10 protein-coding genes are annotated in these 15,895 nt (G+C 47.4%); 4 read left to right on the top strand and 6 right to left on the bottom strand.

Going from position 1 to position 15,895, the window contains the following annotated elements; genetic code table 11:
• The first annotated feature begins 56 nt into the window (after positions 1 to 56).
• Positions 57 to 1,427: an MATE family efflux transporter gene (locus C0033_RS17360; RefSeq protein ID WP_103229165.1), complete on the top strand. Its 1,371-nt coding sequence runs from the start codon at positions 57 to 59 to the stop codon at positions 1,425 to 1,427.
• Between the two features lie 10 nt (positions 1,428 to 1,437).
• Here the strand turns inward: C0033_RS17360 and C0033_RS17365 are convergent, their stop codons facing one another.
• From C0033_RS17365 to C0033_RS17390, 6 genes are all read right to left on the bottom strand, one after another.
• Positions 1,438 to 2,886: a nucleobase:cation symporter-2 family protein gene (locus C0033_RS17365; RefSeq protein WP_180994791.1), complete on the bottom strand. Its 1,449-nt coding sequence runs from the start codon at positions 2,884 to 2,886 to the stop codon at positions 1,438 to 1,440.
• Between the two features lie 11 nt (positions 2,887 to 2,897).
• Positions 2,898 to 3,845 carry a carbamate kinase gene (arcC, locus tag C0033_RS17370; RefSeq protein ID WP_347501170.1) on the bottom strand — a complete coding sequence of 316 codons (948 nt, stop codon included), beginning with the start codon at positions 3,843 to 3,845 and terminating at the stop codon, positions 2,898 to 2,900.
• A gap of 72 nt (positions 3,846 to 3,917) precedes the next feature.
• Positions 3,918 to 5,111 carry a knotted carbamoyltransferase YgeW gene (gene ygeW, locus C0033_RS17375; protein ID WP_103229167.1) on the bottom strand — a complete coding sequence of 398 codons (1,194 nt, stop codon included), beginning with the start codon at positions 5,109 to 5,111 and terminating at the stop codon, positions 3,918 to 3,920.
• Between the two features lie 193 nt (positions 5,112 to 5,304).
• A complete protein-coding gene (locus C0033_RS17380; RefSeq protein WP_103229168.1) occupies positions 5,305 to 6,615 on the bottom strand; it encodes a YgeY family selenium metabolism-linked hydrolase in 1,311 nt (436 codons plus the stop codon).
• Between the two features lie 46 nt (positions 6,616 to 6,661).
• Entirely contained in the window at positions 6,662 to 7,867 is a 1,206-nt protein-coding gene (gene dpaL / locus C0033_RS17385) for a diaminopropionate ammonia-lyase (RefSeq protein WP_103229169.1), read from the bottom strand.
• Between the two features lie 16 nt (positions 7,868 to 7,883).
• On the bottom strand, positions 7,884 to 8,564 hold the full coding sequence (locus C0033_RS17390) for a helix-turn-helix transcriptional regulator (RefSeq protein WP_103229170.1): 681 nt from the start codon (positions 8,562 to 8,564) through the stop codon (positions 7,884 to 7,886).
• A gap of 242 nt (positions 8,565 to 8,806) precedes the next feature.
• On the opposite strand from C0033_RS17390, the gene ssnA reads away from it, so the two are divergent.
• From ssnA to xdh, 3 genes are all read left to right on the top strand, one after another.
• Positions 8,807 to 10,141: a putative aminohydrolase SsnA gene (gene ssnA / locus C0033_RS17395; RefSeq protein ID WP_103229171.1), complete on the top strand. Its 1,335-nt coding sequence runs from the start codon at positions 8,807 to 8,809 to the stop codon at positions 10,139 to 10,141.
• Positions 10,142 to 10,316: 175 nt separating this feature from the next.
• Positions 10,317 to 13,304, top strand: coding sequence for a putative selenate reductase subunit YgfK (gene ygfK, locus C0033_RS17400; protein ID WP_103229172.1), 2,988 nt, complete (start codon positions 10,317 to 10,319; stop codon positions 13,302 to 13,304).
• 26 nt (positions 13,305 to 13,330) lie between these two features.
• Complete coding sequence (gene xdh, locus C0033_RS17405; protein WP_103229173.1) at positions 13,331 to 15,889, top strand: selenium-dependent xanthine dehydrogenase; 2,559 nt, start codon at positions 13,331 to 13,333, stop codon at positions 15,887 to 15,889.
• The last annotated feature ends 6 nt before the right edge of the window (positions 15,890 to 15,895 follow it).

Genomic DNA, 15,895 nt, shown 5'->3' on the forward strand with positions numbered 1-15,895 from the left:
GATAACGGGTGCCTTTCTTCTTGCGTAACAAGATAATATACGAGGAGATTATGAGTATGAGCAGGGAAGGAAAAAAGGCGGCGAGGGGTTATGAAGTGGACATGTGCCACGGCCCTCTGCTGGGAAAGATCATCGTGTTTGCAGTACCACTGATATTATCAGGAATTTTACAGCTGCTTTTTAATGCGGCGGACATCATTGTCGTGGGGCGTTTTGCGGGAAGTGAATCTCTGGCCGCGGTGGGGTCTACCAGTTCTTTAATCAACCTTTTAGTCAATGTATTTATCGGCCTGTCCATCGGTGCTAATGTGCTGGTGGCCAGATTTTACGGGGCGGGAAAGGATAAAGAAGTGGAGGAAACCGTACATACTTCGGTTTTGCTGTCCATAATAAGTGGCGGGATTCTGCTGGTGGTGGGAGTGATATTGGCCCGGCCTCTGCTGACGCTGATGGGAACCCCGGACAATGTGATCGAACATTCCACGCTGTATATGAAGATCTATTTTGTGGGTATGCCGGTCATGCTTTTGTATAACTTTGGGGCTGCGATTCTGCGGGCGGTGGGGGATACCAAGAGGCCGCTGTATTTTCTGTTTTCTGCTGGAATTGTCAACGTTGTATTAAACCTGATCTTTGTGATCGTATTTTCCATGGGAGTTGCGGGAGTTGCCTGGGCTACTGTGATATCCCAATGCATTTCCGCTGCGCTCATCGTGATGTGCTTGATGAAATCAGAATCCTCTTATAAACTCTGTTTGAGAAAATTAAGGATTGTGCCTGCGAAGATGAAGGCAATCGCCAGGATCGGTTTTCCGGCAGGGCTGCAGGGAGCGATCTTTTCCGTGTCCAATGTTTTGATCCAGTCATCCATTAACTCCTTCGGTTCGGTGGCGATGGCGGGAAATACGGCTTCTTCCAATATCGAGGGATTTATTTACAACTCTATGAATGCGATTTATCAGACCGCTTTAAGCTTTACCAGTCAGAATTATGGGGCGGGAGAGTACCGGCGCATGAGAAAGGTGATGTATATCTGCCTTGGGCTGGTAACCTGTGTGGGCGCGGTCATGGGATTCGGCGCGATACTGGCCGGTCCACACCTGCTCGGAATCTATTCCTCCGACCCGGAAGTGATCAGATACGGATTATACCGCCTTGAGATCATCGCCTCCACGTATTTTATCTGCGGGCTGATGGATACCATGGTGGGCGTGCTGCGGGGCATGGGATTTTCCGTTATGCCGATGCTTGTTTCACTGACCGGAGCCTGTGCGTTTAGGGTTTTGTGGATCTTTACCATATTTGCGGCGGACCATACCATGACAACCCTCTATCTGTCCTATCCCGTATCCTGGGCCATTACGGCTGCTGCTCATATGATCTGCTACCTGCTGATCCGGAAAAAGGTGGAAAAGGGCAGGGTGTAGCTATTTAAAATCAGAAAAAGCCCCATACAGGCGCTTGCAAACTCCTGTATGGGGCTTTTTCTGTATAGTATATGATTACACAAAATAGAGGATAAAGTGAAAGAATTGGCAGTTCTTCCGCTTTTAAATGGCAATTATTTTTATTATCCCTGGGCAGGACAATATTGAGTAATACGGCAACAATCGTTGCGATTACAACCGGCGATTTCCCGAAAATGGTGGTCACCCATGATGGGAATGCCGATAAGGATGTGGAGGCCTGGGAAACACCCATACCCAAAGCGGCTGCTAGTCCGACGATGGAAGTGTTCCGGTAGGTCATATCCTCTGACATAACAAGCTTCATACCAGTCATAGCGATAGAAGCGAATACAGAAACCGTTGCGCCTCCTAAAACACATTGAGGAATTGTGGTGAGGAGAGCGGAAAACTTGGGAACCAGGCCGGCCATAAGGATTAAAATTGCTGCCAGGCCAAGTACACAGCGGTTGATAACTTTTGTAGTGGTAACAATACCTACGTTCTGGCTGTAAGTTGCGGTAGGGAGACCGCCAAGCAGGGAACCCAGAATGTTGGTGATACCATATCCTACGATAGCTCCTTTTAACTCTTCATTCCTTGGTTCCCGATCCATACTTCCTATGGTGGTGGCTGAGAAGTCGCCAATCGCCTGGATGGAGTTGATCGCAAATAAGAGTCCGATCGCTACGCAGGAAGAAATTTCAAACTCAACTCCGAAATGCATCAGCTTTGGAAGCTGGAATATGCCTGCATCACCGACTGCGGTAAGATTCACCATTCCAAACGGTATGGAAACTAAATATCCCGCAATGATGCCGATTAAGATGGAAGCGAGTTTAAAAATGCCTTTACCAAAATGATTTAACAGTGTAACAACAACTAAAGTAAAGATAGCGATTAACCAGTTCTGCCAGGAACCGTAATTTGGGCTGGAGGTTCCGCCGGCCATATAGTTGATCGCAGTAGGGTACAGGGACAGACCAATGGTAAATACTACCGTTCCGGCAATTAACGGAGGGAAGAATCTACGGATCTGATTGATGGAAAGTCCCACCAGGATGGCTACAATGCCGCCCACTATCTGTGCACCCAAAATAGTGGCAATATTGAAGTCACCTGCAATGGCCTGCATGCTGGGGAGATAAGCGAAGCTTACGCCCATGATAACGGGCAGGCCGGAACCGATATGGAAGCCGTTTTTGTTTCCAATCGGAAATAATTGTAATAATGTTGATAGTCCGGATACTACAAGTGCCGCCTGGATAAGGATTACGCGGCTGGCTTCATCAATACCGGCAACACTGGCAATGATAATGGCAGGTGTTACGCAGCCGACGATCATTGCGACTACATGCTGTAATGCCAGGGGGATCGCTTGTGAGAATTTTGGGACACCATTCAGTTCAAAGATTGACCCTTGCTGTTTTCCGTGATCCATGTAAATCCTCCTTATGCTTTTTGAATTTTAGTACCGGTTTTGCCCTGGATTCCGTCTTTTGCTTTTTCGAGTAAGGTAATTAATGCTTTGCGTCCAGGCTTGGATTCGGCAAACTTAACGGCTGCCTGAACTTTAGGAAGCATGGAACCCGGTGCAAAATGACCTTCTTCCATGTATTGTTTCGCTTCGTCTGGTGTTATGGAATCAAGCCATTTTTCATCTGGTTTTCCAAAATTAATGGCAACTTTTTCAACAGCAGTGAGGATGATCAGATAATCGGCATCCAGTTCCTCAGCTAAGAGGCAGCTTGCAAAGTCTTTGTCGATAACAGCGCTGGCGCCCTTTAAATGATTTCCTTTCAGGGTAACAGGGATTCCGCCGCCGCCGCAGGCGATAACCAGCTGGCCTTCATCCACTAGGGAACGGATTGCTCCCAGCTCGATGATCTGTGCAGGCTTAGGAGAAGCCACTACACGGCGCCATCCGCGTCCGGAATCTTCTTTCATAATATAACCGTATTTTTCTTCCGCGATGCGGGCCTGTTCTTCGGTCATGAAATGGCCGATCGGTTTGGACGGGTTCTGGAATGCAGGATCGTCTAAATCCACGCGCATCTGAGTGATCATAGTGGTAACCGGAATATTGTCAATATCTCTGTTCAGCAATTCTTCTCTTAAAGCGTTCTGGAGGTCATAGCCGATATAAGCCTGGCTCATGGCAACACAAACGGAGAGTGGGGTATTCGGCTGATTCGGATCTTCTCTGGAAAGAGCGGCCATAGCATTATTAATCATGCCGACCTGAGGTCCGTTTCCATGAACAACTACAACTTCGCAGCCTTCTTCAATCAGGTCTACGATCGCTTTTGCAGTGATCTTTACAGCAGTCATCTGCTCAGGAAGGGTATTTCCAAGTGCGTTGCCCCCCAACGCAATAACGATTCTTTGTTTCTTCTCCATGATAAAATCTCCTTTTTTGAGTGAAAAAGAGCCGCCTGCCGGCAAAGCGCAGGCGGCTCCTGTGAATATTTATTATTTAAAAATTCTTGGAGTTCCTTTTTCTTCCAGTTTCTTTAAGATTGCTGCCGGATCCTGGAATTTAGCGAGGAAGATCATGGCTGCGATTACATATGGTTTGTAGCTTGCTTCTTTGTAAAGAGGATCTCTGTAACGGTCAAATACAGATGCTTCCACTTCTCCGTCTACGCAGCTTACATCGTTGATATCAGCCGGCAGGCAGTGTAAGTAAAGAGCTTTTCCGTCTTTTGTTGTCTTCATCAGCTCTTCTGTACAGCACCAGTCTTTGTGGTTTGCGTTCTGAGCTAATAATTCTTTCTCTAAAGCCTTGATTCCGTCGCTGTCGCCTTTTCCGTACAGATCTGTACGTTTTTCCATAGCTGCAAATGGAGCCCAGCTCTTTGGATATACGATATCAGCATCTTTGAATGCTTCTGCCATATCGTTGGTTCTCTTGAAGCTTCCGCCTGATTTCTCAGCGTTCTTCTTAGCAACTTCTTCAACTTCCGGCATAACTTCGTATCCTTCCGGATGAGCCAGAACAACGTCCATGCCCATACGTGTCATCAATCCGATAACGCCCTGAGGAACGGATAATGGTTTTCCGTAAGAAGGAGAGTAAGCCCATGTCATAGCCAGCTTTTTACCTTTTAAGTTCTCAATTCCGCCAAATTCATGGATGATGTGAAGCATATCAGCCATGGCCTGTGTAGGATGGTCGATATCGCACTGTAAGTTAACTAAAGTAGGTTTCTGCTCTAAGATGCCGTCTTTATGTCCCTGAGTAACTGCATCAACAACTTCGTGCATATAAGCGTTGCCTTTTCCGATGTACATATCATCGCGGATACCGATAACGTCAGCCATGAAGGAGATCATGTTAGCTGTTTCACGAACGGTTTCGCCGTGAGCTACCTGAGATTTGCCTTCGTCTAAATCCTGAACTTCCAGACCTAACAGGTTGCAGGCAGATGCGAAGGAGAAACGTGTACGTGTGGAGTTGTCACGGAATAAAGAGATTCCTAAGCCGCTTTCAAATACTTTTGTGGAGATGTTGTTTTCTCTCATATAACGGAGAGCGTCAGCAACGGTCCAGATTGCTTCCAGTTCGTCGTCTGTCTTTTCCCATGTGAGGAAGAAGTCATTTTCGTACATTTCTTTGAAGTTTAACGCGTTGAGTTTGTCGATGTAATCCTGTAAAGTTTTCATAGTTTTAATAGCCTCCTGAAATTTTAAATTTGATTTGTTGGTTTTATCTTGTTTTATTGATTTAACATAAGGGGCCCGTTCTGCACTTCGTTAATTTGGGGAAGGAACGAAGGCTTTTTCGGAAATGCCTTCACCATTTAATGCGAATGACCTGGTCCTTTTACTTAAAGGGTGAAAGGCATTGTGTAAAAAATTATTTACAATATAATGTAGGAAGTGCTGCGTAAACAGCTGCACAAGTTACTAAATCTTTTTTCCATGTCTTCTCGTTCGGAGCGTGAGCCTGAGCTTCTGCGCCAGGTCCGAAACCGATGCAAGGGATTCCGTTACGTCCCATGATGGAAACTCCGTTGGTTGAGAAGGTCCATTTATCTGTAAGAGGACGAGCTTTTCTCATCTCCACTGTCTCTTCAGAACCGGTGCGCTCGTCACCGAACATGCTCTTATAGGATTCTTCCAGAGCTTTTGTTACTGCATGATCCTCAGGAATTACCCAGGTTGGGAAATAGCATTCGATCGGATAAGTAAGTCCCTTATAAGAAGGACGTGCGTAGTCATACATGGATACTTTTACGTCGTCGCCGTATTTCTTTACGTTTGGCAGGTTACGGATTTCGTCTAAGCAGCTTTCCCATGTTTCACCGGCTGTCATACGACGGTCTAAGGAAACGGAACAGGAGTCTGCAACTGCACAGCGGCTTGGTGATGTGAAGAAGATTTCGGATGTGGTAACAGTACCGCGTCCTAAGAATCTGGCTTCTTTCCACTGTGGGTTATATTTTTCATCCAGCATCTTTACGAGACCTTTGATCTCTGTGCTGTCTGCTGCATCGTTTTCATTCAGGGAACGTACATCCTGAAGAATGTCGGCCATCTTGTAGATTGCGTTGTCGCCGCGCTCAGGAGCGGAGCCGTGGCAGGAAACGCCTTTAACATCGATGCGGATTTCCATACGTCCTCTCTGTCCGCGGTAGATACCTCCGTCTGTCGGCTCTGTGGAAACAACGAATTCAGGTCTTACTTTATCTTCGTTGATTATGTACTGCCAGCAAAGTCCGTCACAGTCTTCTTCCTGAACCGTACCGGTTACTAAAACGGTGTATTTGTCGCTTAACAGTCCTAAGTCTTTCATGATCTTAGCGCCGTAAACAGCTGATACGATGCCGCCTAACTGATCGGAAGTTCCACGGCCGCCGATTTCAGAATCGGATTCGAATCCGTCGTATGGGTCGAATTCCCAGTTGCTGATGTTGCCGATACCTACGGTATCGATATGTGCATCGTAGCCGATTAATGTTGCGCCGGTTCCCATGTAGCCTAAAACGTTGCCCATCGGGTCGATCTCTACTTTGTCGAATTCCAGTTTTCTCATCTCTTCAGCGATGCGGTCGATGTGAGCTTTCTCATCGCAGCTTTCGCCCGGGAATTTTACGATGTCACGTAAAAATTTTGTCATATCAGCTTCGTAATTTTTAGCAGCTTCTTTGATTTTGTTAAAATCCATAATGAAATACCCTCCATTTAATATAGAATATATAGTTGAAATTTGATTAACGCTCGTTTCCATCCCAGACAATTGATTTATAACGGTCCGGATCGGTATCGCCTTCTGTGGAGAAGAGCAGTACCTTTGAATCTTTGTTAAGGCCAAGATGTTCTCTTAACTCTTTATATTCGTCCATCAGCATGATGCATGCTAAAACACCGAACGGTGCGGCTCCTGATTCGCCGGAAGTAACCTGCGGATCGCCTTTAATAGGAGAAGCCAGCATGCGCATACCCTTTGCAGCAACCCAGTCGGGAGCGGCAACAAATGTATCTACATGATTCTTTAAAATATCCCAGGAAATTGTGTTTGGCTCGCCGCATGCAAGACCTGCCATAATGGTCTGCATATCGCCGTCTACGATGTAGATGCCGCCATCGCCGGCTTTTGCGCCTTTGTAAAGGCATGCAGCCACATCGGCTTCCACAACAACAACTTTCGGAGGATTCTCAGGATAACGGTTTGCGAAATATCCCTGAACCGCGCCTGCTAATGAACCAACGCCTGCCTGAATGAACACGTGTGTCGGTCTGTCGCAGCCATATCCTTCCAGCTGTTCGTTGGCTTCCAAAGCCATGGTTCCGTATCCCTGCATAATCCAGGCCGGAATCTCTTCATAACCATCCCAGGCTGTATCCTGAACAACGACTCCGTTAGGAGTTTCGGCAGCAGCGGCAGCGGCCATGCGGACGCATTCGTCATAATTGACTTCTTCGATCGTAGCGGTGGCATTTTCCTTCTGAATGTTTTCCAGACGGGTTTTTGTGGAACCCTTAGGCATAAATACAACTGCTTTCTGTCTCAGTTTATTGGCTGCCCATGCAACACCTCGTCCATGATTGCCGTCTGTAGCGGTAAAGAAAGTTGCCTGACCGAACTCTTCTCTCAGTTTATCGGAAGTCAGGACGCTGTATGGAAGTTCGGATACGTCTTTTCCGGTCTTCTGAGCTATGTAACGGGCCATCGCAAAGGAACCGCCCAACACTTTGAATGCGTTTAAACCGAACCGGTAAGATTCATCCTTAACATATACTTCACCGAGTCCTAAGAATTCAGCCATGTGGTCCAGCTTAGCAAGCGGTGTCTCGCTGTACTGTGGGAAACTCTCGTGAAATGTTCTTGCCTTTTTGATCTCAGAAATTGCCATAACAGGTAACTGTCTGTCGTCTGTTTTGGGCATCTTATTGACAGCCCATTCAATTGCTTTCATGTTGAAAACCTCCTAATTAATCATGCTGCGTGCTGCTTTCGTCGCGCTGTGCGGCCTGAGCCTGTTTGATGGAATCCAGATAACTGTATAAGGTGAATTTTGAAATACCGAAGTAGTTGGACACTTTATCACCCGACTTGGTAATAAGGAATGCGCCTGCGTCGTTAAGATACTGGACAGCGGCCACCTTATCGTCTTTGCTCATGAGAGCCACCGGTTTGCCCACCAATGCGACGGACTGTTCTAATAAGGTATCCAGCAGATCGTTTACATTGTGAGTGATCTTCTTCGGCTGTTCTTTGGAGTTCTCCGTCTCGGTGGTAATGAGAGTTCTGAGAGCCGAGTCGAAGGTGAGAAGACCGGTGATGTCGTAGTTGAGTGAAAAAATGTATTCTACGTCGTTATTTGCACCTCTGATATACATTGTACTGGACTTTAAAATCCTGCCGTTATCTGTTTTAGTCAGATATGCAAGGCGATCTTCCAATAGCTTCGGATCCTTGTTTAAAGTTTCCAGAACGATACCGGACGGACCGTCGCCCACGGAACGGTTTGTGATGTTTCCGTTTTCAATGTAGACGATAGAACTTTCGATATTTTTTTTGGTGAGATCGTGGATTACTATTTCACATGCGCTGCCAAATTGGGTGGCAACTCCATGTGCGATCTGAATCAGCAGATCCAATGGGTAATTCATACTGATACTCCCTTTCGCGAAATGTTATCATACTCCAATCATAGCATATAAAAATTAAAAATCAATAGTTTTTCTAAAAATTTTTTAGGTATTCTGAAAAAAATTGTAAATGTGTATTGCATTTCTTATTTATTAATGATAGACTGTAGTCATGAGGCAATATGTAGTTCGCGCTGCCGTTTTGGGGAAGGACGGTTGTGCATTATATCCAATATCATTATATGAGCAAAGGAGAGTAAAACATGCTGGTAATTGGCAATGGAAGAATGATAACAAGAGATAACAGCAACCCATTCGTGGAATGCGGGGCAGTTGCAATAGATGGGAACACAATCGTAAAAGTGGGTTCCTTAGATGAGGTAAAAAAGGCTTATCCGGATGCGGAATACATCGATGCAAAGGGCGGAGTGATCATGCCTTCATTTATTAATGTACATGAACACATCTACAGCGCATTTGCAAGAGGGCTCAGCATCAACGGATACGATCCCCACGGATTTTTAGATATATTAGACGGAATGTGGTGGACCATAGACCGTCATCTGACTTTGGACCAAACGTATTTAAGCGCCATGGCAACTTATGTGGATTCCATTAAAAACGGCGTTACCACAGTCTTCGACCATCATGCCAGCTTCGGACATATAGAAGGGTCCTTATTTCGCATAGAAGAGGCTGCAAAAGAGACCGGAGTGAGATCCTGTCTCTGCTATGAGATTTCCGACCGCGACGGCAAGGATAAGGCCAAAGCTTCCGTGAAAGAGAATGTGGATTTTATCAAACACGCTCTGGCGGATGACAGCGATATGATTGCCGGAATGATGGGAATGCACGCATCCTTTACCATTTCAGATGAGACCATGGAATTGTGTGCGGCCAGCAAACCGGAAGAAGTGGGATACCACATTCATGTGGCAGAGGGAATCGAAGATCTTCATCAGTGCCTGCATGCCCACGGCAAACGGATTATCGACCGTCTGATGGACTGCGATGTGTTGGGAAGCAAGACCTTGGCGGCTCACTGCATCTATGTTAATAAACATGAGATGGAACTGTTAAAGGAAACGGATACCATGGTTGTACATAATCCGGAATCCAATATGGGCAATGCGTGCGGATGCCCGCCTACTATGGAGATTTTCCATACGGGCGTTTTAACAGGACTTGGAACTGACGGATATACCCACGATATGACAGAATCTTATAAGGTGGCCAATGTGCTTCACAAACATCACCTCTGCAATGCCAACGCGGCATGGGGCGAGGTTCCGGCCATGTTATTTGAAGGAAATGCGAAGATCGCAAACCGCTACTTTAAAAAGCCTTTGGGTGTGTTAAAGGAAGGCGCGGCGGCGGACGTGATCGTTACGGATTATATTCCGTTGACACCGATGAATGCGGATAACTGCAACAGCCACATCCTGTTCGGAATGACGGGGCGCAGTGTTGTAACAACGGTAGCCAACGGTAAAGTGCTGATGAAAGACAGAATCCTGACCCGGATCGACGAAGAGAAGGTTATGGCAGACTGCCGCCAGGCTGCAGCAGAGCTGGCAAAATCAATTAACAGCAGATAGAAAAAGATTCATTTGTAACTGTTCAGTAGGTCTGCGCATTTACTGCGCTGACCGTAATAAAACTTGGAAAACAGGCAAAAATCCCATCGCCGCAGGCGATTTCGCATGGATTTTTGCTCGTAATTGTGAAGGTACTGAACAATTACATTCATTTATATAATAGGAGGAAAGAACAATGTCAGACAGAATGACCCCAATGCCATTTTCCCAGCTGGTACAGTGGATACTTGAGGAAGAGAAAAAGAGAGGAACTGTATTTGGAGTTCACAAACCATATGCTGCAAAGGAAGAAAACAACCGCACAATTTTCGGAAGAAACCTGGAGACCCCGGTAGGACCTGCTGCAGGCCCTCACACCCAGCTGGCACAGAATATAGCAGCTTCTTACTATGCGGGAAGCCGTTTCTTCGAATTAAAGACAGTACAGATCATCGACGGTGAAGACCTTCCGGTCAATAAACCATGTATTCTTGCGGACGACGAGTGCTATAACTGCGAATGGTCAACCGAATTATACGTTCCGCAGGCTCAGGCAGAATATATTAAAGCGTGGTTTTTACTTCATGTGATGTCCAAAGAATTCGGCCTCGGATCGGCGGACGGTTTCCAGTTTAACATGAGCGTCGGATATGATCTGGAGGGAATTAAATCACCTAAGATTGACCGCTTTATCGAATCCATGAAGGATGCAAAGGATACCGAGGAATTCCGTACCTGCAAACAGTATCTGCTGGATCATGTGGATTCCTTTAAGCATGTGACCGCTGAGGATATTGAAAGCATTTCTTCCAATATATGCAACTCGGCAACGCTTTCCACCCTGCACGGATGTCCTCCTCAGGAAATTGAAAGAATCGCCGTATATCTGATTACAGAGAAGGGCTTACATACCTTTATCAAATGCAATCCTACCCTTTTGGGATACGAATTTGCAAGAAAAACCATGGATACCATGGGATACGATTATGTGGCATTCGGAGATTTTCATTTCCTGGATGATTTACAGTACGAAGATGCAGTTCCGATGTTAAAGCGCCTGATGGCACTGGCAGAGGAAAAGAATCTGGAATTCGGCGTGAAGATCACCAACACCTTCCCGGTGGATGTAAAACAGCAGGAACTTCCAAGTGAAGAGATGTATATGTCAGGAAAATCCCTGTTCCCATTGTCCATTTCCCTGGCTGCAAAGCTGTCCCGGGAATTTGACGGAAAGCTGCGCATCTCCTATTCAGGCGGCGCGGATTATTTCAACATTAAAAAGATCGTGGATGCAGGAATCTGGCCTGTTACCGTTGCAACAACCCTGTTAAAACCGGGCGGATATCAGAGACTGGTTCAGCTGGCAGAGCAGACAGAACAGGAACATGCGGAATTTAAGGGCGTTGACGTGGATAAAGTCAGCAGACTGGCAGAGGATGCCGTCACCAATGAGCATCATGTGAAGGCGGTAAAACCGCTTCCTTCCAGAAAGATGAAAAAACAGGTTCCCCTTACAGACTGTTTCGAAGCGCCTTGTAAAGAGGGATGCCCGATTCATCAGGATATCACCGCTTATATGCAGCTGGCCGGAGAAGGCAGATTTGAAGAAGCGTTAAAGGTGATTACAGAGAAGAATCCGCTTCCATTTATCACAGGTACCATCTGCGCCCATAACTGTATGAGCAAATGTACCAGAAACTTCTATGAGGAACCGGTACATATCAGAGACGTGAAGCTGACGGCGGCAGAAGGCGGATTTGACGCCCTCATGAAGACGATCGTGAAACCTCAGGTTTCTTATGATAAAAAAGCGGCTGTGATCGGCGGCGGCCCTGCCGGACTTGCAACTGCGTTCTTCCTGACAAGAGAGGGAATGGAAGTTACATTATTTGAGCAGAAAGACAGCCTTGGCGGCGTAATCCGCCACGTAATTCCGGGCTTCAGAATCTCCGACGAAGCCATTGCAAGGGATGTGGAGCTGGTTTCTGCATACGGCATGAAAGTTCAACTGAACACCAAAGTGACTGATTTAGACGAAGTGAAGAACCAGGGATTTGATTATGTGATTCTGGCTACCGGAGCAAGCAAACCCGGCGTGCTCACACTGGAATCCGGCGAAACCATGAACGCCCTTGATTTCCTTGCTGAATTTAAGGCAAAGGACGGAGCGGTTGATGTCGGTAAAAATGTAGTCGTAATCGGCGGTGGAAACACGGCCATGGATACGGCCAGAGCGGCTAAGAGAACAAAAGGGGTGGAGCATGTATACCTGGTTTACAGAAGAACCAAACGCTATATGCCTGCTGATGAAGAAGAACTTGTGATGGCAGTGGAAGACGGAGTGGAATTCAAAGAACTTCTGGCTCCTAAGAAACTGGAAAATGGTTCCCTGATCTGTGACGTGATGCAGCTTTCCGAGATGGATGCGTCCGGCAGAAGAGGCGTAAAAGCCACCGGAGAAACCGTAGCGGTTCCGGCTGATACGGTGATTGGAGCGGTAGGAGAGCAGGTTCCGACTGAATTCTTAAAGGCCAATGGAATCAATGTGACAGAGCGCGGAAAAGCGATGGTTGACCAGGATACATTGGAAAGCAGCAGAAAAGGCGTTTACGTGGTAGGCGACGGACTGTATGGACCTGCTACTGTAGTGGAAGGCATCCGGGATGCGAAGAAGGCCGCAGAGGCCATCTTAGCCAAATCGGTGGCAAAAGATTACAGCGAAAATGCGGATATGGATACCATCTATGCAAGACGGGGCATTCTGTTAGAGAAACAGGATGGAAGAGTGGAATCCGGCAGATGCCTCACCTGTTCTTCCGTATGTGAAAACTGCGTGGAAGTCTGCCCGAACCGTGCGAACCTGTCCATCACCGTTCCAGGTATGGAGAAACATCAGATCATCCATGTGGATTATATGTGCAATGAATGCGGCAACTGTAAGAGCTTCTGCCCATATGACAGCGCGCCATATCTGGATAAATTCACATTATTCGCCAATGAAGCGGATATGGAAAACAGCAAAAACCAGGGCTTTACCGTACTGGATAAGGATGCGGTCAGCTGTAAAGTCAGATATCTTGGCAACATTTTGACCTGGAAAGCAGGAGAAGCTTCTGACCTTCCGGAAGGCCTGGCTAAGATTATGGAAACCGTTTGTAAAGATTATTCCTATTTATTAGGTTAAGACTGAGATAGAAAGCAGGTGCAGGAATGTACACCTTAATGATTAATGGTAAACAGGTTCTTGTGGAAGAGGACAGAAAATTAATTGATGTTCTCCGAAACGATTGTCATTTAAAATCCGTAAAGGACGGCTGCAGCGAAGGCGCATGCGGTACCTGTACGGTCCTTGTGGACGGCAAGCCGGTTAAAGCATGTGTGCAGAAGGTATCAAAATTTGAAGGAAAATCCATCGTGACGGTGGAGGGACTTTCCGAGCGGGAAAAAGAAGTCTTTGTATATGCATTTGGAGAAGCAGGAGCCGTACAGTGCGGCTTCTGCATCCCGGGCATGGTGATCTGCGGCAAGGCACTGATCGATCAGAATCCGGACCCTACCAGGGATGAGGCGGCGTTTGCGATCAGAAATAATATCTGCCGCTGTACCGGATATAAGAAGATCATCGACGGAATCCTGCTGGCAGCCAAACTTTTAAGAGAAGGCACGCCGGTGGAGAGAAAGACCATCAGCGGCGTGGGTCAGAGGGCGCACCGGATCGATGTGGAAGAAAAGGTGCTTGGATACGGCGAATATGTGGACGATATGGAACTGGATGGCATGATTTACGGAAGCGCCGTCCGGGCTGCATATCCACGGGCTACTGTGGTTTCCATTGATACTTCCAAAGCAAAAGCTCTGCCGGGCGTCTATGCGGTGGTGACTGCAGAGGATATTCCGGGAAGCGTTAAAGTGGGCCATCTGAAACAGGACTGGGATACTCTGATTCCAGTAGGAGAGCATACCCGGTATCTGGGAGATGCGGTTTGCCTGGTGGCGGCGGAGACGCCGGAGCTGGTGGAAGAGGCCAAGAAGCTGGTGGAAGTGGTGTATGAAGAGCTGCCGGCTGTATTTGACCCCATGGAAGCTATGAAGGAAGGGGCTCCTCTCGTTCATAAAGAGGGCAATATCCTGGCTCATGAACATTTGGTCCGCGGAGACGCGGATGAAGCCATTAAAAATTCCGCACATGTGGTGACAAAAGAGTATTTTACTCCATTTACCGAACATGCATTTCTGGAACCGGAGTGCGCGGTGGCGGTTGTGGACCGGGAAAAGGAAGAGGCGGTTATCTACTCTTCCGATCAGGGAACTTACGATACGCAGCGCGAGTGCTCCAAGATGTTAGGATATCCGATGGAAAAGGTTCATGTAATCAACAAACTGGTAGGCGGCGGCTTCGGCGGAAAAGAAGATATGTCGGTGCAGCACCATGCGGCCCTTTTAGCCTACCATACGGGACGTCCGGTTAAGGTAAGACTGACCAGAAAAGAGAGCATACTGATTCATCCGAAACGCCATCCGGCCTGGATGGAATTTACCACCGGCTGTGATGAAAACGGTTATCTGACCGGAATGAAGGCAAAAGTCATTACGGATACGGGCGCTTATGCGTCTTTGGGCGGCCCGGTTCTTCAAAGGCTCTGCACCCATGCGGCAGGCCCGTATAATTACCAGAATATCGAGATCGACGGCACGGCTGTCTATACGGATAATCCTCCGGCAGGCGCGTTCCGGGGATTCGGAGTTACCCAAAGCTGTTTCGCTTCCGAATGCAACCTGGACGCTTTGGCAGAGATGGTGGGAATTTCTCCATGGGAGATCCGTTACCGCAACGCCATCCGTCCCGGACAGGAGCTTCCCAACGGCCAGTTAGCAGCACCGGGCACCGCTTTGGTGGAAACTCTGGAAGCTGTGAAGGATGTCTATGAGAACCATCCACGGGCGGGAATTGCCTGTGCGATGAAGAATGCCGGCGTTGGCGTCGGTCTCCCTGACTGGGGACGCTGCCGTCTGACAATCGAAGACGGAAAAATCTGTATCCGTTCCGGCGCTTCCTGTATCGGACAGGGACTTGGAACCGTATTGGAGCAGATTTGCTGTGAAACGACCGGTTTAAAAGAGGAAAATATCGTCTATGTAGCCGCAGAAACCAATCTGGCCCCTGATTCAGGTACTACCTCAGGCTCCCGTCAGACACTGGTAACAGGAGAAGCGGTGAGACTGGCATCCCTGGATATTAAGAAGGATATGGAGACTCATACTCTGGAAGAATTAAACGGCAAAGAATATAAAGGCGAATATCTGGCGGCTACCGATCCTATGGGAAGCCCTAAGAAGAATCCGGTATCCCATGTGGCTTACGGCTATGCAACCCAGGTTGTGCTTTTGGATGAAAACGGCAAGGTGGAAAAAGTGGTGGCTGCCCACGATGTAGGAAAAGCCATCAACCCATTGTCCGTAGAAGGTCAGATCGAGGGCGGCGTCGTGATGTCCCTTGGATATGCCCTGACTGAGGATTTCCCTTTGGATCATGGAAAACCTCTGGCTAAATTCGGTACGCTGGGACTGTTCCGGGCGGATAAAACTCCGGATGTGGAAAGCATTATTGTAGAAAAGAATAAGGATTCCCTGGCTTATGGGGCAGTGGGAATCGGTGAGATCACTTCAATCCCGACTGCACCGGCAGTACAGAACGCATATTATAAATTTGACGGCAAATTCAGAACCAGTCTGCCGCTTGAGGGAACCGCATATAGTAAGAAGAAATAGATGTTC

It is taken from the genome of Clostridium sp. chh4-2, from assembly GCF_002899675.1.
Taxonomy (GTDB): Bacteria; Bacillota; Clostridia; order Lachnospirales; family Lachnospiraceae; genus CHH4-2.

Excerpts from the sequence above, each read along its gene's own strand:
- C0033_RS17360 (WP_103229165.1), top strand. The coding sequence starts at position 57 with ATGAGCAGGGAAGGAAAAAAGGCGGCGAGGGGTTATGAAGTGGACATG.
- C0033_RS17365 (WP_180994791.1), bottom strand. The coding sequence starts at position 2,886 with ATGGATCACGGAAAACAGCAAGGGTCAATCTTTGAACTGAATGGTGTC.
- arcC (WP_347501170.1), bottom strand. The coding sequence starts at position 3,845 with ATGGAGAAGAAACAAAGAATCGTTATTGCGTTGGGGGGCAACGCACTT.
- ygeW (WP_103229167.1), bottom strand. The coding sequence starts at position 5,111 with ATGAAAACTTTACAGGATTACATCGACAAACTCAACGCGTTAAACTTC.
- C0033_RS17380 (WP_103229168.1), bottom strand. The coding sequence starts at position 6,615 with ATGGATTTTAACAAAATCAAAGAAGCTGCTAAAAATTACGAAGCTGAT.
- dpaL (WP_103229169.1), bottom strand. The coding sequence starts at position 7,867 with ATGAAAGCAATTGAATGGGCTGTCAATAAGATGCCCAAAACAGACGAC.
- C0033_RS17390 (WP_103229170.1), bottom strand. The coding sequence starts at position 8,564 with ATGAATTACCCATTGGATCTGCTGATTCAGATCGCACATGGAGTTGCC.
- ssnA (WP_103229171.1), top strand. The coding sequence starts at position 8,807 with ATGCTGGTAATTGGCAATGGAAGAATGATAACAAGAGATAACAGCAAC.
- ygfK (WP_103229172.1), top strand. The coding sequence starts at position 10,317 with ATGTCAGACAGAATGACCCCAATGCCATTTTCCCAGCTGGTACAGTGG.
- xdh (WP_103229173.1), top strand. The coding sequence starts at position 13,331 with ATGTACACCTTAATGATTAATGGTAAACAGGTTCTTGTGGAAGAGGAC.